This window comes from Parabacteroides sp. PF5-9 (assembly GCF_029893105.1).
Taxonomy (GTDB): Bacteria; Bacteroidota; Bacteroidia; order Bacteroidales; family Tannerellaceae; genus JARXWG01.
In genome coordinates this window covers 247,104-271,153 of record NZ_JARXWG010000001.1, presented here as the reverse complement: position 1 = coordinate 271,153, position 24,050 = coordinate 247,104, and the positions used below count along the sequence as shown (strand labels likewise).

General features: G+C 42.2%; 22 protein-coding genes. 9 read left to right on the top strand and 13 right to left on the bottom strand.

From position 1 onward, the window contains the following. Positions 1-109: 109 nt before the first annotated feature. The 8 genes from M2135_RS01270 to M2135_RS01235 all read left to right on the top strand — a co-directional run bounded on the left by M2135_RS01270 (position 110) and on the right by M2135_RS01235 (position 10,785). Complete coding sequence (locus M2135_RS01270; RefSeq protein ID WP_280746749.1) at positions 110-1,369, top strand: hypothetical protein; 1,260 nt, start codon at positions 110-112, stop codon at positions 1,367-1,369. Between the two features lie 12 nt (positions 1,370-1,381). Then, positions 1,382-2,500, top strand: coding sequence for a HEAT repeat domain-containing protein (locus M2135_RS01265; RefSeq protein WP_280746748.1), 1,119 nt, complete (start codon positions 1,382-1,384; stop codon positions 2,498-2,500). Continuing rightward, positions 2,497-4,824: a radical SAM protein gene (locus M2135_RS01260; protein WP_280746747.1), complete on the top strand. Its 2,328-nt coding sequence runs from the start codon at positions 2,497-2,499 to the stop codon at positions 4,822-4,824. The genes M2135_RS01265 and M2135_RS01260 overlap by 4 nt, the downstream gene beginning before the upstream one ends. 188 nt (positions 4,825-5,012) lie before the next feature. Continuing rightward, the gene (locus M2135_RS01255; protein ID WP_280746746.1) at positions 5,013-5,705 is read left to right on the top strand and encodes an ABC transporter ATP-binding protein; all 693 of its coding nucleotides are present in this window, start codon (positions 5,013-5,015) and stop codon (positions 5,703-5,705) included. Further along, complete coding sequence (locus M2135_RS01250) at positions 5,692-6,966, top strand: ABC transporter permease (protein ID WP_280746744.1); 1,275 nt, start codon at positions 5,692-5,694, stop codon at positions 6,964-6,966. Before M2135_RS01255 ends, M2135_RS01250 begins: the two co-directional genes overlap by 14 nt. A 49-nt stretch (positions 6,967-7,015) precedes the next feature. Beyond that, positions 7,016-8,281, top strand: a complete 1,266-nt coding sequence (locus M2135_RS01245; RefSeq protein WP_280746743.1) for an ABC transporter permease — start codon at positions 7,016-7,018, stop codon at positions 8,279-8,281. A gap of 22 nt (positions 8,282-8,303) precedes the next feature. Beyond that, the gene (locus tag M2135_RS01240; RefSeq protein ID WP_280746742.1) at positions 8,304-9,425 is read left to right on the top strand and encodes an efflux RND transporter periplasmic adaptor subunit; all 1,122 of its coding nucleotides are present in this window, start codon (positions 8,304-8,306) and stop codon (positions 9,423-9,425) included. Between the two features lie 13 nt (positions 9,426-9,438). After that, the gene (locus M2135_RS01235; protein ID WP_280746741.1) at positions 9,439-10,785 is read left to right on the top strand and encodes a TolC family protein; all 1,347 of its coding nucleotides are present in this window, start codon (positions 9,439-9,441) and stop codon (positions 10,783-10,785) included. 155 nt (positions 10,786-10,940) lie between these two features. On the opposite strand, the gene M2135_RS01230 is transcribed toward M2135_RS01235, so the two are convergent. The 13 genes from M2135_RS01230 to M2135_RS01170 form a co-directional block, all read right to left on the bottom strand. After that, a complete protein-coding gene (locus M2135_RS01230) occupies positions 10,941-11,348 on the bottom strand; it encodes a DUF3836 domain-containing protein (RefSeq protein WP_280746740.1) in 408 nt (135 codons plus the stop codon). Between the two features lie 1,185 nt (positions 11,349-12,533). Continuing rightward, complete coding sequence (locus tag M2135_RS01225; RefSeq protein WP_280746739.1) at positions 12,534-13,298, bottom strand: LytTR family DNA-binding domain-containing protein; 765 nt, start codon at positions 13,296-13,298, stop codon at positions 12,534-12,536. Next, the gene (locus tag M2135_RS01220) at positions 13,295-14,401 is read right to left on the bottom strand and encodes a histidine kinase (protein WP_280746738.1); all 1,107 of its coding nucleotides are present in this window, start codon (positions 14,399-14,401) and stop codon (positions 13,295-13,297) included. Before M2135_RS01220 ends, M2135_RS01225 begins: the two co-directional genes overlap by 4 nt. A 94-nt stretch (positions 14,402-14,495) precedes the next feature. After that, positions 14,496-15,716: an ABC transporter permease gene (locus M2135_RS01215; protein ID WP_280746737.1), complete on the bottom strand. Its 1,221-nt coding sequence runs from the start codon at positions 15,714-15,716 to the stop codon at positions 14,496-14,498. A gap of 7 nt (positions 15,717-15,723) precedes the next feature. Continuing rightward, a complete protein-coding gene (locus M2135_RS01210; RefSeq protein WP_280746778.1) occupies positions 15,724-16,467 on the bottom strand; it encodes an ABC transporter ATP-binding protein in 744 nt (247 codons plus the stop codon). 37 nt (positions 16,468-16,504) lie between these two features. After that, a complete protein-coding gene (locus M2135_RS01205) occupies positions 16,505-17,719 on the bottom strand; it encodes an efflux RND transporter periplasmic adaptor subunit (RefSeq protein ID WP_280746736.1) in 1,215 nt (404 codons plus the stop codon). 97 nt (positions 17,720-17,816) lie between these two features. After that, on the bottom strand, positions 17,817-19,136 hold the full coding sequence (locus M2135_RS01200; RefSeq protein WP_280746735.1) for a TolC family protein: 1,320 nt from the start codon (positions 19,134-19,136) through the stop codon (positions 17,817-17,819). Between the two features lie 470 nt (positions 19,137-19,606). Next, positions 19,607-20,140, bottom strand: coding sequence for a hypothetical protein (locus tag M2135_RS01195; RefSeq protein ID WP_280746734.1), 534 nt, complete (start codon positions 20,138-20,140; stop codon positions 19,607-19,609). Between the two features lie 4 nt (positions 20,141-20,144). Beyond that, entirely contained in the window at positions 20,145-20,660 is a 516-nt protein-coding gene (locus M2135_RS01190) for a hypothetical protein (RefSeq protein WP_280746733.1), read from the bottom strand. Positions 20,661-20,664: 4 nt separating this feature from the next. After that, positions 20,665-21,168, bottom strand: a complete 504-nt coding sequence (locus M2135_RS01185) for a hypothetical protein (protein WP_280746732.1) — start codon at positions 21,166-21,168, stop codon at positions 20,665-20,667. Between the two features lie 10 nt (positions 21,169-21,178). Further along, positions 21,179-21,688 carry a hypothetical protein gene (locus M2135_RS01180; RefSeq protein ID WP_280746731.1) on the bottom strand — a complete coding sequence of 170 codons (510 nt, stop codon included), beginning with the start codon at positions 21,686-21,688 and terminating at the stop codon, positions 21,179-21,181. Between the two features lie 4 nt (positions 21,689-21,692). After that, entirely contained in the window at positions 21,693-22,217 is a 525-nt protein-coding gene (locus M2135_RS01175) for a hypothetical protein (protein WP_280746730.1), read from the bottom strand. Between the two features lie 50 nt (positions 22,218-22,267). After that, positions 22,268-22,732, bottom strand: coding sequence for a hypothetical protein (locus M2135_RS01170; RefSeq protein WP_280746729.1), 465 nt, complete (start codon positions 22,730-22,732; stop codon positions 22,268-22,270). A gap of 778 nt (positions 22,733-23,510) precedes the next feature. Here M2135_RS01170 and M2135_RS01165 point away from each other — a divergent pair. Further along, complete coding sequence (locus tag M2135_RS01165; RefSeq protein WP_280746728.1) at positions 23,511-23,975, top strand: VTT domain-containing protein; 465 nt, start codon at positions 23,511-23,513, stop codon at positions 23,973-23,975. Positions 23,976-24,050: the final 75 nt, after the last annotated feature.

Genomic DNA, 24,050 nt, shown 5'->3' with positions numbered 1-24,050 from the left:
GATATTTTGATCGTTTCTCAGATTCAAACACCCCATAAATAGGGTATTCATACAAAAATAATATCCCTATATTTGACCTTTTCCAATCAATTAACCCGAAGAAGCGATTATGGGACTATTCAAACCGGCTTGGCAAAGTAAAAAACCGGAGAAGCGAATGGCTGCCGTTGAAAAGATCGACGACCAACAAAAACTGGAAACGATTGTACTACAGTCTGTTTTTCCAGATACCTGTCTGGCGGCCTTAAAGAAAATCACCGGTCAGGAAGTTTTAGGGAACATCGTTCTTCTATCAACTCTTCCGGAGGTGCGTTCGGCAGCCTTGGAGCGAATCACCGATCAGGAGATTTTGTTCAAAGTGGTCAAAGAACATCGCAGTCCGGGAGTTGCCCGGATGGCGTTAGTTCAAATCACCGATCAGGAGATCCTAAAGACAATCATTTTGTCGGCCGGCATACTTCATCCCCTAAAGATTGAATCATTGGGTCTTATCACTGACAAACAGATACTTCGGGAGATTATTCGCCAGGCGACACATTATGACTTAACCGTAAAAGCACTTCTCGCTTTAGGCGACCAGCTTCTTTTAGCAGAAATAGGTAGGAACTGGTATGCAAACGATCAATATAAGGCGATGAAAAAACTAAGGGAGAATGACGCCATCCTTCACTTCCTGATGAATACCGAATATCGGCTTCCGCACGGCACCCGTAGCGATTTTTTCAAACACAACGAATGGGATCGCAAAATTGGCGGTTTAATCGACAAAATGAAAGGTGTCGACAACAAACAATTTTATACATTAGCCGAAAAAGCGAAAGACCCTACTGTACAAAAAAATGCCATACAGCGGATCGATGATGAACAACTATTAATCCAGATCGCTTTGGAGAGTGCCGAGGAGTGGATCATCAGACTGGCAACCGAAAGAATCACCGATCTGGAGGTATTGATAGGTATTGCCTTGGAATATCCCGGAAGACCTCAGGCGATCGATGCACTGAGAAAAATCGAACAGATGAGACTGGGCAAAACAAAAATGGAGCGATTAATTCCGCTGACAGCAGTCCGTCGATATGTTTGTGACATTCTTTCTCTTATGGAGAGATATTCCAAAGAGTGGGTGGCTTCTCTTTGCACGCCACAAACAGTAGCTGCACTCATTGAGGCGGCATCCGAAAATGAATCTGCCGTAATATGGTTGATCGAGATCTACAAACACAATAAAACACTACGCCCATATATCATACCTTATGATAAAAAGGTCTTTCGAATACATAGCGACTACTGGAAGGAACAATGTGGCGGATATCATGAGGATATTCCGGAAAATGCATTGTCGTTACCTCCTTATCCTTTGAACGACTAAAATAGAAGAGATATGTCATTTAAAGATCTGTTTAAAAAACCGTGGGAACAGAGTAATCCCCAGAAAAGACTCGCCGGTATCGAGAAGTTAAACGATCAGGAGGTTCTCAAAAAGATCGCTTTCACCGACCAATATGTGGATATACGTGTGGCCGCCATCAAAAAAATAAAAGATGAACCATTTCTTATGCAATACGCATTGGCTTTAGATGCAGCCGACTGTCCATCCTTACTTAAGGAGATGATTAGAGATCTCTGCTACATGATTCATTCACCCAACAACCTGGTTGCATTGATACAAGGACTGAAAAGTGAACGGCATATCGATGCGTGTATGCGAACTCTCATCCGCTCGGAATTCAATAACCAGGAACAATTCTTGGCGATTTACAACAATACGTCCAGCCAGTATGCCCGGGAAGAGGCGGCGGTAAGGATTGAAGATCCTGACGTTTTAGCGAAGATTGTGCAAAAGATCAAAGACGAGAACAAACGTTTCCGGATAACCGGCAAACTAACCGATCGGAAAGTGCTCCAGTTATTAGCGCTTAAAGACACCAGTCATCCGGTACGGGAAGAGGCGATTAAACAGTTGGATAAACGCTACCCGACGGAGTCCAAAGAGGTCTTTATCACCGCCTTTTTTGATGAGAAAAACTACAATTCCATCCGGAATATTACGATTAAACACATTTCCGATCAGAAACAGTTGTTAGAGATTGCCACCGGAAAAATGGATTATGCGATACGTCTGGCTGCTTTACAGAAAATAACCGATCAGGCCGTCTTGGAGAAACTGGTTTTCCACAATGATCGTTTCTGGGGTGATGCATTTGCCTTACTCCCCTATAGCGATCAGCGGATATTGGCTGCGGTGGGACAAATCGGGAAGTCGGCTCGGGCAGACAGGATGCAAGGAGCCAAAGAGTTATTATCCTTGTTACAACAGAATCAGCAGGCTGCACATCTGCTTTGGAACTATATGAAAAAGATGGTGGAAGTGCCCCATTCGGATATTTCAAATCATGTGGATGATGGAGTGAAGGGACGTTCTAACGACTGCACACACAGCGATTTCCAAAGGCATACTGATACGGGTACAGGTATTTTATTTCCCCCTTATCCAGTATGAACACGCCCACTTTTATGATCGTCCCCTCTATGGCTTGTCAGGCTTCCTGCAACTATTGTTTTGGTCCGCACAAAGGGGCTGTCATGGATGAAGATACAGTCCGGGAAACCATTCGTTTTATACAAGAGATCGCTGAAGAGACGGCTGCCCGCAACCTCTCTATCATCTTTCATGGAGGAGAACCCTTATTAGCTCCATTGGCTATCTGGGAACTATTTTTCGATGAAATCAAAGAAAATCTTTCGGGATACCGCCTCAAAATGAACATTCAATCCAATCTGTGGAACCTGAACGAGACGCATTTAAAACTATTCCGCGACAATCACGTGACAATCGGCACAAGTCTTGACGGACCGAAAGAATTATGTGATATCAATCGGGGAGAAGGGTATTTCGATAAAACCTCAGCCTCAATCAAAAAGGCAAATACGGCAGGATGTATGGTTAGCGCCATTGCTACAATTACGCGCCAGACCTATCATCGAACGGAAGAGATTGTCAAATTCTTCCGGAACAACGGGATGTCACTGGTCCTGCATGGGGCAGTTGCGGGAATGGACAGACGAGATACGCCGTTTTCGCTCTCATCGGAGGAATATGCCCAAATGATTAAAGATCTTTTCCCCTGGTATGTCAAAAACCGGAAGCATATTCAAATAGAGACACTGGATCATTTTGTGCGGGGAATAGTATGGGGAGAATCGGGCGTATGTACTTTCCGGGATTGCTTTGGTATGTTTTTTTCGATTTCACCGACCGGAGATATTACCTCCTGCCAACGGCTGACCGGGAAAAAAGAGTTTTGCCTGGGGAATATTTTTGATCGACCTTCATTAGCTACGCTTTATGACAGCGATGCTGCCCGGAAACAGAAAGCGCGTGAAAAGCAAACAATAGAAAAATGTGCGGATTGCGAAACCTATTCAATCTGTAAAGGTGGATGTTATTATACGGCATTGGCATCAGGGGATGGCGTTATCGACCCATTATGTGAAGCGTATAAAGCGATTTATGATTACGTGCAGAATCAGATTGTGGAAGAGATGCAAAGTGCGGAAAACAAGGAAGCAATCTCTTCTCGCCAATACGAGGCGGACGAGCACCCTTTGTTGAGAAAAGGCGATTTCATCTCACTTTCTCACAAAACGCATCCGGTACGAGTGGCCGACAATGCACGCCGGGTTCTTGCTTTATATGAGTTGGGAAAAACAAATGATCCTGTTATTGCCGCACAAAAATTGTATGATCAAAAGATATGTGGGGATACATATACCACCTCCAAAATCCTGGCAAACCTATATGACAGTATGTGTCGGAACAGGTATGCCAAAGGTAATTGTTATGTGCATATTACCTTTGATTGTAATCTACGTTGCAGCCACTGTTATGCGGATGCCGGAAATAGCCGGGAGGAGATGCCGCTCGCGCAGTTTGAACAGTTGATCACAGAAGCCATCGAAGCCCGGTTTCATAAGGTCGTGATTACAGGAGGCGAACCGCTTTTATATACACAAAGGGAGATGTTACTAGCCATTTGCAAAAAACATCGGAATAAGGGGGTCAAACTCACGCTGCGTACCAATTTCACCGGGGATTTTTCAGAAGATGATTTCTCTTCTTTTGCACAAGCATTTGACGAAATAGTGGTAAGCATCGATGGGAATGAACAAACGCATGATATACGCCGGGGTAAAGGGAGTTATCAGAACATGAGGCGTCATCTGCAAGAATATATCCGTGTCAGTAAAACGATGCCCAGCTGTGCCGAACTATCTCTTGCCTGTGTAATGAGTGCGGCAGAAATAAACGGTGAACCCGGTGAAAGTGTCTCTGTTCTGGCTCAAAATCTGTCCATAGAAAAGGTACGATTCCGTCCGGTATTGCCGATCGGAAGGGCTTCAAAACTGGAAGAACCGGTGATGTGCGAAGGGTTGATGCAACATCTGTCGCCCGAAGAGATGCTGAAAACTCCTTGCAACGCGCTCCTTTCCTGCGGTATCGGACAAAATATCTTTATCCGTCCTGACGGGCGAAGTTATCCCTGTTATGCCTGGTGTGGCGAACATAGCTATATAGGGAATGTGTTTGAAAAAGGGTTGAACACTGTATTGACCTCCCCGCAATTTACACGATTAACTGCCTGTACGGTGGAAACCATTATCAAATGTAAAGATTGCGACTACCGTTACTTGTGCGGAGGGGCTTGCCGGGCATGGGGCAATCAACAGGAAAATGATCTGAATGCTGCGCCTGTACAGTGTACACATTTACAAGAAAAAGCGGAGAAACTCATTCAGGCTGCTAAAACTTATTTAATACCATAAGACGGTTGTTCATGTATCAAAATCGTATTTTTTGTTAATTTATTCTAATATTAAGTACCTTGTGATGCAAGGTATCATATCATAACATATATTTGTGACGATAAAATATAACCCATACGTGCAACCATTTATTAGTATTAGTCGTCTAATAAATAAAAATTGTAAGCGTTTTATAAAAAAACAATGATATGATCATCCAATTACAAGGGATAAACAAAACGTATTTTAACGGTGCTCCACTCCATGTACTGAAAGGAATTAATCTGGATATAGAAAAAGGTGAAATGGTCTCCATTATGGGCGCTTCCGGCTCCGGAAAATCTACTTTATTAAATATTCTAGGGATTCTGGACACATATGATTCAGGCACATATACCCTCGACGGACATTTAATCCGTGATCTGAGTGAAACCCGGGCGGCCGAATTACGTAATCAGTTGATCGGCTTTGTCTTCCAGTCCTTTAATCTCATTTCATTTAAAAATGCGATGGAGAACGTAGCTCTCCCACTCTACTACCAGGGAGTCAACCGAAAAAAACGCAATAAAATCGCATTGGATTACCTGGATATGGTCGGTCTGAAAGAGTGGGCGGAACATATGCCGAATGAACTTTCCGGAGGACAAAAACAACGCGTAGCTATAGCCCGTGCACTTATTGCCAAACCACAGGTTATCCTTGCCGACGAACCGACCGGAGCACTTGACAGTAGCACTACGGTAGAGGTTATGGAACTGCTTCGCCAGGTAAATAAAGAGGGCATGACAATGATCATTGTCACACACGAGCAATCTGTTGCAGATGCGTGTGACAGGATTATCCGCTTGCGCGATGGTGTTATTGAATCCATAGAAAAAGGAGCCGGTTATGTTCGAGTTTGACAGTCTCCGTGAAATATGGAGTACGATGCAAAAAAATAAACTTCGTACTTTCCTTACCGGTTTCTCGGTCGCATGGGGCATTTTCATGCTCATTGTATTGTTGGCCGCGGGGAACGGACTGGGAAACGGGATTGCCTATAACTTCCGCTATATGGCAGACAATACGGTAACCTGCTGGTCGCGTTATACAACGCTTCCTTATAAAGGCTATCTGCCAAACCGAAGTATTCAGTTTACGGAGGAAGATGTATATGCCATAAAAAATCATTTCCCTGAAGTCAATCTGATCTCCCCAGTAAACTACAGAAGTGACACGATCACTTTCGACAAAGAATATATTACCGGATCCATACAAGCGGTACATCCTGATTTCAATTCGATTATTTACGTGCCGGTTCTTTCCGGAAAAGGACGTTTCCTCAATGAAGTGGATCTGCAACAACGCAGAAAGGTGGTTGTGCTCAGTCCGCGTATGGCAGAGGTTCTTTTCCGCGATTCCATCGAGCCATTGGGGAGCCATGTCAAAATAGGCAACCTGATGTTTCAGGTCATAGGCATCTATGAGGAGGAGAATAATAGCAATGATGCACCGGCGTATATCCCCTTTAGCACCGGACAGATGCTCTATGATAGTGGGTATCGGGTAGGAAATATCCGTTTTACCTTAAAAGGTATCAATACCGAAGAGGCTGAAGAGGCGTTCAACGAACAGTTCCGTCATTTTATGGCGCGTCGCCACCAGTTTGATCCTGAAGATAAAAATGCAATCGGCTCGTGGAGCACCGGTTCCGAGTTCCGGATGTGGCAGGGCATGACCAACGGTATCGCGCTTTTTATATGGATCGTAGGTATCGGAACGTTAATGGCCGGAGTAGTAGGCGTAAGTAATATCATGTTGATTACCGTTAGGGAACGGACAAAGGAATTTGGCATTCGCAAGGCCATAGGAGCCAAGCCGGCTTCTATCCTCGGATTGATTATTGTTGAATCGGTATTGGTCACTGCCGTCTTCGGATATATCGGCATGGTTCTGGGAATCGGTCTGACGGAACTGATCAATTATGGGATGGAAATGGCGGGCGCATCAAGCGGCGGAGGTAATCCCGAAGAAGAAACGACGGTCTTCCGCAATCCGACAGTAGATCTGGGCATAGCAATGGCTGCAACCGGAGTATTGGTTGTTGCAGGGGTACTAGCCGGATATTTCCCGGCACGCAAAGCGACGAAGATCACCGCTATCGAAGCGATGAGAGCAGACTAAATAAGGACTTAAGTAGTTTCAAACTATTAATCATTAATAATTAACAACTGTGTTTGATATAGACAGATGGGTTGAAATATGGGTCACCATCACCCGAAATAAAACACGTAGCTTACTGACCTGTTTTGGGGTCTTCTGGGGAATCTTAATGCTGATAATCCTCTTGGGATCAGGCACCGGAATGAAAAACGGTATCTTGGGTAATTTCAAAGGATTTGCCACCAATTCGCTCTTCTTTTACACCGACCGAACCAGTGAACCCTATAAAGGATTCAATAAAGGACGCATGTGGCAAATGCGCAACCGCGATATAGAAAGTATTACGCAAAATGTAGCCGGTATCGAAGATATCTCCCCCATTATCTGGGGTAACAGCGGAGATAAAAACATTGTATACGGACAACTGACCGGGAGTTATAATGTCAAAGGCGTATTGCCCGACTATTTTAACATCGAATCGCAAGAGTTACACTATGGCAGATTACTGAATGAGATTGACATACAGGAAAAACGGAAAGTCTGCCTTATCGGGACAAAGGTCAATGAGACCTTATTCCGCAATCAAGATCCGACAGGTAAATACATTCGTGTCAACGGACTTTATTATCAGGTGGTAGGCGTCGTAAAAGCCAGATCCTCCAGTATAAATATTGGCGGACGATCCGAGGAGAGCGTATTCCTCCCGTTCAGCACCATGCAGCAGACACTCAATCAAGGAGATATCCTTCATTTTTTATGTGTCAGTGTCAAACTGGATTACCCTGTTCAGGAAGTCATCGATGAGATCTCTGCAGTTTTAAAAACACAAAACGAGATCGCACCGAGTGACCCACAGGCGGTAGGGATCGTTAATTTAGCCGCTCAGTTTTCCACGTTCACCATGCTGTTTGCCGGAATAGATATTCTGGTATGGCTGGTGGGTATGGGCACATTGTTAGCCGGGATCATCGGGGTAAGTAATATCATGATGGTAACGGTCAAGGAACGGACAAAAGAGATCGGTGTACGTCGGGCATTAGGCGCCAAACCATTCAATATCATCTCTCAGGTAATGAGTGAAAGTCTTGTTCTGACTGCCTTGGCAGGTTTGTTAGGACTAAGCCTGGGGGTCTTCCTATTGGATGTGGTCAATAAATTACTCACAACAGCCAACGCATCACAAGAAAGTACTACTTTCTTTGAAAATCCGGAAGTAAACATCCAGACTGCTATCGCCGCAACTGTGGTACTCTTGTTCAGTGGACTGTTAGCCGGACTGATCCCCGCCTGGCGTGCCATGCAGATCAAGGCCATTGATGCAATTCGTGAAGAATAATATAAATAACAAAGATAAAATTATGAAAAATCGTATTTGGAAAAAAATCCTGCGTACTATGTTGTTAGTGTTGGTGGGAGCCGCAGTACTCGGTACGTTCTATTTCTTATGGAAAAAAGCTCAGCCGATTGTCACGGTCTATGAAATAGTCGTGCCGGAAACAGGAGATGTGGAAACAAAAACGGTCGCAACCGGAAATGTCGAACCCCGTTATGAAGTACTGATCAAACCGCAGATATCAGGTATCATCTCCGAACTGCTCAAAGAGGCCGGACAGATGGTGAAAGAGGGCGAGATTATTGCACGTATAAAGGTGATCCCAGAAATGGTTCAACTCAATAGCGCTGAATCGCGGGTAAACGTTGCCGGAATTTCACTTAAACAAGTAGAGGAAACATTCAAACGAGACGAAATGCTCTTTCAGCAAGGGGTAATTGCCAAGGAAGATTTTGATCTCTCACAGGCCAATTATCTCAGAGCCAAGGAAGAACGCGACAATGCCCAAAGCGCGCTGGAGATTATCCGCGACGGGATTGCCCGCAACTCCAAAGTGGCCAGTACGACTCAGATCAGAAGTACAATCACCGGGATGATTTTGGATGTTCCTGTAAAAGTGGGGAATTCCGTGATTCAGTCAAACAACTTCAATGACGGAACCACCATTGCTTCTGTCGCTGATATGAATGATATGATTTTTAAAGGAAACGTTGATGAAACAGAGATCGGACGGATCAACGAAGGAATGCCCCTCAAACTGACGATTGGTGCCATGGAAAGTCGCACTTTCGACGCACAACTGGAATATGTATCGCCTAAAGGTGTTGAAAAAAACGGTTCCATCCAGTTCGAAATTAAAGCGGCCGTCGATATTCCGGAAGATGCCTTTATCCGTGCAGGATACAGTGCAAATGCTGAAATTGTATTGAAACGTGCTGAAAAGGTACTGACCATTCCGGAAAGTACAGTTGAATTCAATGGAGACTCCGCCTTTGTTCAATTAGTCAAACAAGAGAAACCGGAACAGATCTTCGAAAAACATGCGGTGAAAGTCGGTCTGTCCGACGGAATAAAAATCGAGATCATCGAAGGATTAACATCAAACGATAAGATCAGAGGTGCTGCTATTGATCCGAATAAGAAATAATAACTGTTACATCATGATGAAATATATATTATGCTTCTCTATAGTGCTGTTTTTCTCCTGGGAAGCACAAGCGCAACAACCGGTCAAACAGTGGACATTAGAAGAATGTATCCATTATGCCATTGAGCACAATATCGACCTCAAACAGATCGAAGTGGAGCAAAGCAACCGTGAGGTGGCACTACATACCAGTAAATACAGTTGGTTGCCCGACCTGAATGCAGGTGTTAATCAGAATTTTGATTTCGGACGCTCGCCAACGAAAGAAGGGGTGATCGTCGATCAGAACTCCCGCAATACCTCAGCCTATTTGCAACTGAATATGCCGATATTCGACGGATTGAAAATTCCGAACGATATCGCTGCTAAAAAACTGGATCTTCAGGCGGCTGTCGAATCACTCAATAAGGCAAAAGAAAACCTTTCAGTAGGCATTGCCTCGTATTTTCTACAGGTTCTTTATAATAAAGAGATACTGAAAATTGCCGAACTTCAGGTTGAACTAACCGGCGAACAAGTGGCTAAAACCGAAGCGTTGGTCAATGCCGGAAAAGTACCGTTATCTCAATTATACGACATGAAAGCACAGTTAGCACGTGACGAAGTCACTCTGACAGAAGCCAAAAACAATGTCAACCTCGTGTTGCTCGACCTGGCACAGAGTCTTGAACTTGAAAGAACAGAATCGAACTTTGATGTGGTAAGCCCGGAGATCAATGATGCTGTTGCTCAATATATGGGAAGCATCCTGCCTCCTGATAATATTTACGAACAAGCTGTAGCATTCAAACCGCAGGTCAAAGAACAGGAGTATCTGTTGGAAAGTCAGAAAAAGATGCTTAAAGTGGCACAAGCCGGATATTATCCGAAATTAAATTTTAACGCCAGCTATAGCAACGGCTATTATTATTACACAGGGAGTGGCAGGGACAACCCGGGTTTCAGCGATCAAATCAAACAAAACGAACGCAAAACGATCGGTTTCAGCCTAAACATTCCTATCTTCAATCGGTTTCAGGTACGCAACAGTGTACGCACGGCTCGTTTAGGGATTCAAAACCGGGAACTGATGGTAGAAAACAGTAAAAAAGTTCTGTACAAAGAGATTCAACAAGCGTATTATAACGCCACTGCTGCTCAGGAAAAGTATATCGCTTCCGATAAATCTGTTGAAGCCAGTAAAACAGCATTCAAATATGCCGAGGATCGTTATAGTGCCGGTAAAAGTACCGTATTTGAATACAACGAAGCAAAAACAAAATATGCGCAAAGCCTATCTGAACAATCACAGGCCAAATACGACTTTATTTTCAGAACAAAGATTCTTGATTTCTATAGAGGCATAGAAATCGAATTATAATTGCAAATAACTCTAAAAAGAAAAGGACTGGATCCCGGTATTTAAATACCTTAGATTCCAGTCCTTTTTAGTTATCCAAACTAACTGTCTTCTCAAATAGCTCCAAGAGTCAAAAAATGCTCAAAGGGAAGCCTACGTTCGGCTGTCGTTCCCGATTACGAGAAGATCTCCTCATAACTGGCTGCCGGTATAACCATTTGCTGTTGATTCAAAATAAAATCTTTTTTCTTCTTATCCCACATCGCATAGGTCGTATGAATTTCTTCACCTCCATTATAGGTATAAGCGATTAGGAAAAACGGCTCCCAAGCCGAAGTTTTCTTATCCCAACGATAGGCTTTCTTTTCGGCTACCTGACCATTGTCGTTATACGTAAACTCATACATCATCTCCTTATTCAAAAGGCCATTATCCTGTAAAAAGATAACTTTTGAAACCACCTTGCCATTTTCCTCCTTTGTGTCAAAAATGTAATTTTTTGGACTTGAAGCATTTACAGCAAAAGAAGTCATTAATACAGTCACAAAAACACAAATAATTCTTGATAATGCTTTCGTTTTCATACTATTCAATTTTAAAAGGTTTACTTACTATTTGATCACAAAATAAAGTCTTTTGTAGGGTTAAAACAAATGTTTAGTGACATTTTGTTTTATAAATCACATTAATTAACAAATTAAGCAGTTCTAATATTTCAGAATACGCCTATCAAGTAACAATATGTAAGCACAAAACGACAATCAAACGATCTTTTAAATAACAAACAGGCATAAAAAATCCTTCTAAACTTCTGCTTTATAACAAATATGGAGGGATTTTCGAATTTTAATTGTACACGATAAAAAAGGGTGATAATCGTATAGGTAGTTACAGATTTTAACTATCGATAAAAGTGGATAATACTTTCCTTCTTTAACGTGAGTTATAAGTTTCAAATAGAAGAAAATGTGAAGATAGTGAAGGCGAACGCCACAGGCGTTCAATGTGCATAACCCCGGGTGAAGAGGAGCGTAGCGGATCGACCCGGGGTGAATAGAAACTACTCTCCAATCAACGCCGATAGGTGTTGAACCGCAGATGATTGAACACCTTCGGCGTTCGTTTGTTACACTCATTATATACCCCGGGTCGATCCGCTACGCTCCTCTTCACCCGGGGTTATGCACATTAAATCCCTGCGGGATTTGGCCTTCGGAAAATCTTCAAACATTACACTACTTGAAATAACTCTTTCTATCGAACTCACGCTACTTTAGCATCTGTTACAATCTGTCATTTTTTTACAATTTGTTATTTAACCCCCTCTATCATTCGGTTATTTGGAGCCAACTACAACTTCACTTGAAAAAACGCAAGGAATCAGCTTTTATTTTTATATGCGGCTTTGATTATCATTTCTTATATCCACTTTTTCTTGGTCTGACAAAATAGCTATTCTGGGAAAAAACCACCTGTTTTCAGACCGTTTTTTCGACTCTTTTCGGTCGCTTAAAAATTGATCTAAATGACTTGATCAAGTCATTTAGATGTTTCTCCAAGGTCATCTGCATGATTTTAAAAATCTTCTGCATAAAATGGACGGAAGATGCAGAACAAAAAGGCAAAAACAAGCCTCTTTTGCCTAAAAAACACCTAATCGGGCATCTATTTGGGTATAAATGATCAAAGTGTGCGTTAGCTGAAAATGGATTATTCGTGATTTATGTCACAAATTATCCATTTATAGCAACAAAAAGGAATTAGCGAACTCAGTTTTTAGGCATCAACGAGCGCTGTGCCAGGAAATCGAAAAATTTTTGTTTGTAATTATCTGAAATGGGGATGTATTCTTTTCCGAAAACAATCCGGTTTCTTTCAATCACTTTGATTTTCTCCGGTTGTACGATATATGAGCGGTGTACTCTGACAAAACGGTTAGTGGGCAATTGCTCTTCCATTGATTTCATGCTCATCAGGGATAAGATCGGACGTGCTTCGTCTTCGATATAAATTTTGACGTAATCTTTCAACCCTTCAATATAAAGTATCTTTTTCAATTCGACCTGAACCAGCTTATACTCCGTTTTTATAAAAATACGTTCGATTTCATCCTCTTTCTCCTTCACAACAGAAGATTGCTCGCCAGAAATGGGCGTTTCGTCTTGTTTGCGCAACAGTTCATACCACTGAAGTGCTTTATTGACCGATTGCAGAAAATCGGGATAGTTAATCGGTTTCAACAGATAATCCAATGCATTCACTTTATAACTGTCTAAAGCATACTGATCAAAGGCTGTCGTAAAAATAATCCGTGTATCCGTCTTCAGGATATGCGAAAACTCCAATCCGCTCAATTCCGGCATCTGTATATCCAGAAAGAGCAAATCTACCGGATCATTCGTCAGTGTCGATAAAGCATTCAAGGCACTATTATATGTTCCTTTCAATTCAAGAAACGGTGTTTTATTGACATAACTCTCCAACAGGCTAACTGCAAGAGGTTCATCATCGATAATGGCGCAAGTCAGTTTCATAACGAATCTTTTACTGTGATAGACAAATAAGAACGATAGGTAGCCCCATCAGATTGACATTCAAAAATATGATTTTCCGGATAAAGGAGTTTCAACCGCTTATCCAGATTGACCAGCCCAATTCCCGATCCGCTTTTATCCTGTTCGGTCTTTTTATGGAAATCACTGTTCTCAATCAGGCAAACGACCTGGTTCCCTTCCTGATGGATGTCGATATGGATAAAAGAGGGTTTATTGTTGCTCACCCCATGTTTAAATGCGTTCTCTATCAACGAGATAAAAAGAAGTGGAGCCACCAGTGTTCCAGCTTTTATCTCTCCAATTTCCATTCTTAATTCGACATGTCCCGGAAGGCGAATACGCATCAACTCCACATAATTACGCACAAAATCCAGATCTTTCTCCAGGGGAATAAACTGTTGGCTGCTCTCATACATCACATAGCGCAATAAACGGCTTAAATCGTGTACGGCCTCCTGTGCCCGATCGGGACTTATAGCAATCAAGCTATAAATATTATTCAAGGTATTAAACAAAAAGTGCGGATTCAACTGGCTTTTCAGGTTTTGTAGTTCAGCTTCACTCTGACTTCTTTCCAACTCTTTGCGTTTGGCCTCAGCGATATACCAGCTACTGGTCATTTTAAATGCGACACTTACGGCTGCAACCAACAGATACATCGCCGTGACCACCAGATAGGCTGCCATGATCTGCAACCAGTTGGGTTCAAAACCAAATGGCCCCGCAGGACCTTCAGGGCGTTCTAACTCTGACGCATGAAAGACATAATGATCAAAGAAATGCTCTCCCCCTTGCAGCAAGAGAATAAACAACAAATTCATCAACAGATACCTGACGGTCTGCTTTTTAAACAAATAGCGGTTAATCAAATAAAAATAGTTGATATAAAATACCAACATAAAAGAGATGAGAGAAACCATAAATTTGGCATAACGCTCACCCGTCAGATCCATCTCCTCTATCCCGGAGAAAAAAAGTACCGGCAAACACATTATTATGCCCCAGGGAACAATATGTATCAGCCAACGGAGCCATTTCGGTGTGGTTTCAATAACAGGCATAATCGTTTTTTCGTTTTCCATTACACAAATATAATTACTTTAGATCAATTGACAGTATAATAACCATTCATGTAGAGTAAAAAGGTCTTTTACTCTACATGATGATTTTACCTATTTATTCATAACGAATCGCTTCGATCGGATCTAATTGTGCCGCCTTTTTAGCCGGATACCATCCGAAGAACACACCCGTAAACGTACAGACTCCAAAGGAGAGAAATACACTCCAAAGCTGTATGGTTGCCGGGAAATTAAGGACAAAACTGATCAGAAGCGAGAGGGTTAATCCCAAAAATACTCCGATTAATCCGCCTGTAATACTGATCAGGATCGATTCGATCAGGAATTGTGACAGAATATCCCGCCCTTTAGCCCCGATACTCATTCGAAGGCCGATTTCACGTGTCCGCTCGGTGACCGAGACATACATAATATTCATAATACCGATTCCACCGACAATTAAAGAGATGCCAGCAACCGATCCTAACAATAATGTCAACATATTCATGACCGACGACATCGTATTGCTGATCTCCTCCATCGACATGATCTGAAAATCATCATCGTCTGTCATTTTCAACTTATGATTACGCCGTAAAATCTCGGAGATCTCGGAGATCGCCTGATCGGTATACTCTTCTTTGATAGCCGAAGCATTGATTCCATGCAGATGAGTAATAGCTAACACCCGCTTTTGGATCGTGGTATATGGCGCCAGGATCACATCGTCCTGGTCCATTCCCATACTGTTATACCCTTTACTTTTCAGAACTCCGATAATTGTAAACGGAATTTTATTAAAACGAATGACTTTCCCTACCGGATTTTCTCCTTTAGTGAATAACTCATCCACCACTGTTTTACCGATCACACACACTTTGGCTGCGACCGCAATCTCCTGCTGACTGAACATATTCCCGTCATCGACCGTATGGCGTTGTATTTCCAGATAGTCCTGATTCACTCCATATATGGTCGACTGCTTATTATTGGCTCCGTAAATCACCTGTCCACTACTGTTTACTGTCGGTGAGATTGCTGCCAGATAACGTGTTTCGTTGATCAAATCGTTGAAATCGGTCAATTTCAGCGTTTCCATCGATGCCGCACTCTGCCGCACACCACCACGCATATCTGCTCCGGGTTGAATCATAATCAGATTAGAACCCATCTCGGCAATCTGCGCCTGGATACTGCTTTTCGAGCCTTGCCCGATCGCCAACATGGTAATCACCGAAGCGACACCAATAATGATCCCCAACATGGTCAGGAAACCACGCATCTTATTGTTGACTAACGCCCTGAGTGCTATTTTTAATAGATTTGCTACGTTCATAATCTGTTCAATTTTGTTCTTCTTTCGGCAACTGAGCTAATATCTCAGCCGCAGATAGAATATTTGTATTTACCGTATCACTGACCACTCTCCCATCCCTCAACTGGATATTCCGGCTGCAGTACTGCGCAATTTCCGGATTATGTGTCACGAAAATAATCGTTCGCCCTTCGGCATGCAGACGTTGAAAAAGAACCAATATTTCATAACTGGTACGTGTATCCAGGTTTCCTGTAGCCTCATCGGCCAAGATCACCGCCGGATCGTTCACTAAAGCGCGGGCAATCGCCACACGCTGCATCTGTCCGCCCGACATCTGATTACTTTTATGATTCAAACGTTCTCCCAATCCGACTGCCATCAACGATTCGATCGACTTTTTCCGGCGTTGCGACGCACTATAGGCAGAGTTATACATCAACGGTAATTCTACATTTTCTACGGCAGTGGTTTTGGGCAACAAGTTGTAACTCTGAAAAACAAACCCAATCTTCCGGTTGCGCAACGTCGCTCTGTCGTTTTTTCCCATCGAACGGACTGCCACGTTATCCAGATAATATTCACCTCGTGTTGGCGTATCCAAACAACCCAATGTATTAAGCAGTGTACTTTTACCGGAACCGGATGTCCCCATAATCGTCACAAATTCCCCTTCTTGTATGGTGAATGAAACATCCCGCAAGGCATGCACCGTCTCATCTCCCACATGGAAATCACGACCGATATTCTCCAAACGTATGATCTCTTTCATCTCTTTTGTTTGTTTCATGATTATTATCCCTTTTTTCTCAATTGGCAGACTCTTCTCCGCCCCTATTGTTATTTCTGTTGCCTCCCGGAGGGCCTGGACTGAATAAACCGCCTGATGGAGGACCTGCTACCGGGCCGACAGAAGCCAGGTCAACAATCACCTCTTCGCCGTCCTTCAAGCCGTCTAATACTTCAACCATGTTTAATGTAGACGTACCGGTTGTGATCACCTTGGGCTGAACAGTCTGTCCGACGCGCTGCCATACGATTTTCTTTCCCACAGGAGCCTCTTTGCCTACATTTTCAACCGTCAGATTCAGTGATTCAAGCGCTTTTTCATCCGGAATGAAACGCAATGCCTTACTGGGTATCGTCAGTACATTCGGACGTTCATCAGTATAAATAACCACATTGGCTGTCAATCCCGGTTTCAGTTTCAATTCCGGGTTATAGGCACTGATCACCACTTCGTAAGTGACCACATTTGAGGTAACCGTCGCTTCCAGGCGAATCTGTGTCACATTTCCTTCAAACACATCGTCGGGATAAGCATCAACAGAGAACGTAACCCGTTGCCCATCTGCCACCTGACCTATATCCGCCTCATCCACATCAGCGATTACCCGCATCTGAGTCAGGTCGTTGGCAATTGTAAACAGTGTAGGTGTACTGAAACCAGCTGCCACAGTTTGTCCCTCTTCCACTGCACGGTTGATCACGACCCCGTCAATCGGACTGGTAATCGTAGCATATTCCAGGTTACGACGCACGCGAACCATGTCCGAACGCAACCGGTCGTAACTACTCTTTGCTTTCTCGTAGTTATATGTTGCTGTTTCATACTCCGTGTCACTAATCAACTGTTTTTCATACAACGCTTTACTACGTGCGTAATTTTTCTCCTGATATTCATATTCGGTCTTACTGCTGGCCAGTTCAGCCTCTTTGGAGACCAACTCCGCCTGCAGGTTGATTTTATCCATTTCAGCAATTAATTGGCCCTTTGTAACCACACTGTTGTAATCCACATAAATCCGGTCGATAATTCCCGACACCTGTGTACCAACCTCTACTTTGACCACCGGTTCAACTGTCCCTGTAGCTGTCACCGAATTGGCTATTGTACTGCGCGAGGCTTGTCCGAGATCCAATTTCATCGATTTAGCCGCTGAATTTCCTGTCAAGAACGGAACACTTATGGCCAACAAGACCACGACTATAATTCCACTGATAATAAGTTTTTTCTTTTTCATATGATTGATTTTTTTTGTTGTTTGTTGAATGAAGGTTTTAACCGGAGGGGACACAACACCCCCTTACCCGGTATAAAACCAATAGAAAAACTAATACCTAAAAATAACTCACACTAATGGGTTTATTCTGATAAATATTCAATAACTGAATACTCATAACTGCCATATATTTCGATTGAAGGAGTTCCTGCTGTGCATTGAGCAAATTATTCTTCTCTGTCAACATCTCAAGCGTATTCTTCATCCCCAGGAAGAATTGTTCTTCTGTCAGCTGGAAACTCTCTTCAATATATTTTAATCGTTCATTGGCGGAAACATATTTATTCTGGGCTGAAGTGGCATCCAAATAATACCCTTCCACCGTTCGTAACAGACTTTTTTCGGTATTCAACAGATCAAGCTGGCTATTGGTATACGCCAATTTGGCCTTATTGACAGCCGTCTTATTATCACGGTTACTGTAGATCGGAATACTGACGGTCAGACCTACACTTTCATTGAATCGATTCCATATCTGACTGCCGAACGAATAGTTGGTACCTGAAAGATGACCGGTTCCAATGCCCGCATTCATCGACAACGTTGGATAATAACCCGCTTTGGCTTTCCGTATTGCCAGGTCGGATTTATCAATATTCAACGAACTGCTCTTAACCTCCGGCATAACACCAAGCGAAGTGGCATAAATAACTGCTTTATCCGGAAGCGGACTCATGATATCATCCGTTGTCAACTCCGGCATGACCAGAATCATCTCTTCCATAATATCCAGTTCGAGCAACTGCTTCAGCTGCAATTTATAGTTCTCCAGATTGGTCTGTGCCGTCACCAGTTGGTACTTGTCGGTACTATACTGGCTCTCCATCTGAGCCAGATCGACCCGGGAGATGGAACCGGCCTTAAACAACTCTTCGGCACGATCACGCTGGGCTTTGGATACTTCCACCGTGTTTTCACTGATCCGAACAGCTTCCATACTATACATCACCTGCATATAGGTCTGTACCAATGATATCCGGATATCATTTTCGCTCTGTTCGATGTTCAACGCATCCACTTCGTTCTGGATCTTCTGCTGCTTGATCGTATTCGATCTGCGCCCACCGTCAATAAGTGTCCAGTTCGCATTCACACTGTAATTCCCACTGTAACTATGATTATCCATGGCATCACTGGAAGGATAATTGACATATCCCTGTGTGATAGAACCAGAGAGAGAAGGGAACATCTGGGCTTTCGCCTGTTCCGTATCCTCTTTTCCTGAAAGAAGATTCACCTTACTTTTTTTCACCTGAATATTATTTTCCAACGCATATTCAAGGCAATCATACAACGTCCATGTCGCCGGTTTCTCCTGAGCCTTTACTCCTAAGGAAAAAAGCAATAAGAATAGTAGTATTCCTGTGTACTGTTTCATCATGTTTTGTTTTACTTCGATTTATGGATGCAAAACTATCCGGAACTCAAAGTCAAGACAAACAATATCTATATAAGGAAGAAAGAAATAGACGAAGTTGAAAAGATGGTCGATCAAATAGAGAATTCTGATTCGTCGATTGTTTTGGAGGTTTTGTCGATAGTTAAGAGAGGATCGATGGTATCAAAATGTTTTTATAGCTTTCATGGGGTATATAGTTCCTTTCTCATTCTTCGAGTCTGACAGATACCAGAAGAAGGTGTCCAAGAAATATAGCTTATCTTTAAATAAGTTATAAGTTGTAAATAGTTTGTCCACCTATAGAGACATTACCGGAAGAAGAAAGTGTTGATTTGGCGGATGTAACAGCAGCATAAGCATTGAGCAGACCATAACCTACCTGATTATTCCAAGGCCCATTCGTTTTATTTGTATTAAATGTATATCCGATATGATTGTTTTCATGACTGTCAGTTTCTAATTGTGTTTATATATAGTTGTACTTCACTTTCCTTGCTTAGTTTATCGACAAGAATGGCTCTCACCCAATTTTCGATCATAGTTGCGTCACTCAAGTTTATTTCAATAGCCCATTTATATTTGCTTACTGAAAGTTCTTGCAAGCTATTGACAATTTCTGCAATGCCATAGTTTGTCCTGCTACTTGCCAACAGCAATGTGTGCTTGGAGAAGTCAACGGGAGGATAATCCGTACCGATGATATATTTCTGCAATTCTTCGTCGCTGTTGATCACAAGGAGGTTGTAATGGCCGCCGGGATCATCTTCGGAGTGCAGATTCACCCATTGACAAGAAGTCCCTTCCAAAGTGTATTCTGCAAATGATACATCTACTCCTTTTTCCGGTTCTTTTTCCGGTTCTTGCTCTTGTTCCTGTTCTTCTTCCTTTTTTATTTCCTGCCCTGACTCGTTATTGCCATCACAAGCTACATGGGTTATCATAAGCAGAAAAAGTAAAAACGTGAATACTTTTGTCATTCTCATAATCTTATTTATTTGTTATGTTCAATTCAACCTTGCTCTCCACATCTAATTTATCGACCACGATTGCAGCTTCCCATTCTGAAATTTCCGCTGCTATAGTCATTCGCAGATGAACGGTCATTACATAATTTTGCTCCGAAAGCTGTTGTAAACTCACACTATCCAGATAGCTCCCACTGCACTCAATTCCATAAGCCAACAGCAATGTTTGTTTCGAAAAATCAATTGCGGGATAATCTGTGCCTTCAATATAATCTTCTAATACTTCGTTGCAGTCGATCACAAGGAGGTTGTAATGGCCGCAGGGATCATCTTTGGAGTGCAGATTCACCCATTGACAGGAAGTCTCTTCCAAAGCGTATTCTGCAAATGATACATCTACTCCTTTTTCCGGTTCTTTTTCTTGTTCCTGCTCTTCTTCCTTTTTTATTTCCTGCCCTGAATCGTTGCTCCCATCACAAGCCACATGGGTTATCATAAGTAGAAAAAGTAAAAATGTGAATACTTTTGTCATTCTCATAATCTTATTTATTTGTTATGTTCAATTCAACCTTGCACTCCGCACCTAATTTATCGATTACAATTGCCACTTCCCACTCTAAATCTGCCGCCGTCATCCTTGGCCGTAGATTAACAGTCATAAGATAATTATCCTCCGAAACCTGTTGTAAACTCACACTATCCGGAGTATTCCGATAGCACTCAAGTCCATAAGCCAGTAGCAATGTCTGTTTCGAGAAATCAATTGTGGGATAATCTGTGCCTTCAATATATGTTTCTAATACTTCGTCGCTGCTAATCACGAGGATATTATTTTGGTCACACTCATCAAAACCCAGATTCACCCATTGACAGGAAGTCCCTTCCAAAGAGTACTCCGCAAATGGAATATCTACTCCTTTTTCCAGTTCTTGCTCTTGTTCCTGTTCTTCTTCCTTTTTTATTTCCTGCCCTGAATCATTGCTCCCATCACAAGCCACATGGGTTATCATAAGTAGAAAAAGTAAAAATGTGAATACTTTTGTCATTCTCATAATCTTATTTTCGTGTTATATTCAGTTCAACCTTGCTCTCCACATCTAATTTATCGATTACAATTGCCACTTCCCACTCTGTAAATACCGATGCTATAGTCATTTGAAGATTAACAGTCATAAGATAATTTTGCTCCGAAACCTGCTGTAAACTCACACTGTCCAGGTAGCTCCCACTGCCCTCAAAACCATAAGCCAGTAGCAATGTCTGTTTCGAGAAATCAATCGCGGGATAATCTGTGCCTTCAATATATGTTTCTAATACTTCGTCGCTGTTGATCACAAGGAAATCGTATTGAAAATCCAGATTCACCCATTGACAAGAAGTCCCTTCCAAAGAGTACTCTGCAAATGGAACATCTACTCCTTTTTCCGGTTCTTTTTCCGGTTCATGCTCTTGTTCCTGTTCTTCTTCCTTTTTTATTTCCTGCCCTGAATCGTTATTGCCATCACAAGCCACATGGGTTATCATAAATAGAAAAAGTAAAAATGTGAATACTTTTGTCATTCTCATAATCTTATTTATTTGTTATGTCCAATTCAACCTTGCACTCCGCACCTAATTTATCGATTACAATTGCCACTTCCCACTCTGAAAATGCTACCGCTATACTCGGTCGCAGATTAACGGTCATAAGATAATTTTGCTCCGAAAGCTGTTGTAAACTCACACTGTCCTGATAATAGTTATAGCACTCAATTCCATAAGCCAACAGCAATGTCTGTTTCGAAAAATCAATTGCGGGATAATCTGTGCCTTCAATATACTCTTCTAATACTTCGCTGCTGTTGATCATAAGGAGATTGTATTGGGGGCAAGGATCATCAAAGTCCAAATTCACCCATTGACAAGAAGTCCCTTCCAAAGTGTATTCTGCAAATGATACATCTACTCCTTTTTCCGGTTCTTTTTCCGGTTCTTGCTCTTGTTCCTGTTCTTCTTCCTTTTTTATTTCCTGCCCTGACTCGTTATTGCCATCACAAGCCACATGGGTTATCATAAGTAGAAAAAGTAAAAATGTGAATACTTTTGTCATTCTCATAATCTTATTTATTTGTTATGTTCAATTCAACCTTGCACTCCGCACCTAATTTATCGATTACAATTGCCACTTCCCACTCTGAAAAATGCTGCCGCTATACACGGTCGCATATTAACGGCCATGAGATAATTTTGTTCCGAAAACTGTTGTAAATTCACACTATCCAAAAGATCCTGATAGCACTGGACTCCATAAGCCAACAGTAATGTCTGTTTCGAAAAATCAATTGCGGGATAATCTGTGCCTTCAATATATGTTTCTAATACTTCGTCGCTGTTGATAACAAGGAGATCGTATAGACCACAGGTAAGAACTTTAAAGTCCAAATTCACCCATTGACAGGAAGTCCCTTCCAAAGCGTACTCCGCAAATGGAACATCTACTCCTTTTTCCGGCTCTTGCTTCGGTTCTTCTTCTACTATTATTTCCTGCTCCGGTTCGTTATTGCCATCACAAGCTACACCTATTGAACCAATGAGTATGTATACACAAAATAGACGAAGTAGATGCCTCATGTTGTTTGATTTTTAAATTAAAAAAGAGAATAACATTTTACATGCAATAAAGTTAAGTCATATTTCCCATTTCCCCCAATGAATAAGATATATTCTTTAACAAGACTTTGAGAGAACAAATCGGCTCACCAAATATCTGTTTTTTCTGAATGAGATAGCGAAAAATAGATTAACGTGAGTTCGATATAAAGATTTATCTTCAGATTGTGTAATGTTTGAAGATTTTCCGAAAACCAAATCCCGCAGGGATTTAATGTGAATAACCCCGGGTAAAGAGGAGCGTAGCGGATCGACCCGGGGTATATAATGAGTGTAACAAACGAACGCCGAAGGTGTTCAATCATCTGCGGTTCAACACCTATCGGCGTTGATTGGAGAGTAGTATCTATTCACCGCCCCCCCGGGTCGATCCACTACGCTCCTCTTTACCCGGGGTTATGCACATTTAACGCCTGTGGCGTTCGCCTTCACTATCTTCACATTTTCTTCAATTTGAAACTTATATCGAACTCACGTTAGATTAAGAACGATCAGTAATATATCTCCTTTTTCTTCTGTATATTTTCTCCGAACACCATAAACAACATTTCGTTTGACGATTGTCGAACGATCGTTTGATAATTATAGAATGATCATTCGACAAATGTGTAATGATCGTTCGACAATTGTCAAACGAATCTCGGTTCAACAAAAAACCATGATATCATCGAATTCATTTTTCTTTGTTGGCGGATCGTTACAGAAAAACTATCTTCGCATTCGATTTTAAACAGATGAGATGGACTGGTTGATCAACTTGGGGTATTGGGGATTGCTTATCGGCACGTATCTGGCCGGGACAATCCTTCCGTTAAGTTCGGATGTGATTCTGATCAGTATCCTGGCGTTGGGCAGTAATCCCTGGCTCTGTCTGTTGATTGCCTCTGCGGGTAATTGGTTCGGCCTGATGACCACCTATGCTCTCGGATGGTTGGGCAAATGGGAGTGGCTCGAAAAATGGTTTAATGTCAAACGCGAAAAACTACAGGAACAAAAAAAGATGATCGACAAATATGGGGTATGGATTGCTCTCTTTACCTGGATCCCGGTGGTCGGCATTGCCGGTCTGATCGGACTTGGATTTTATAAAGTCAAACCCAAAACCACAATAGCCCTGTTATTAATCGGTTGCGCAGCCCGTTACCTCTTATGGGTCGTTCTTTATGTGAACTACGGACAAACGTTTGTCGACTGGATAAAATAGATAGGGATTTTTTGCATTCCTTTCATGCGACAAGATCAGAAAAGGAGGTTTTTCGCTTTTTTATTTGATATATTT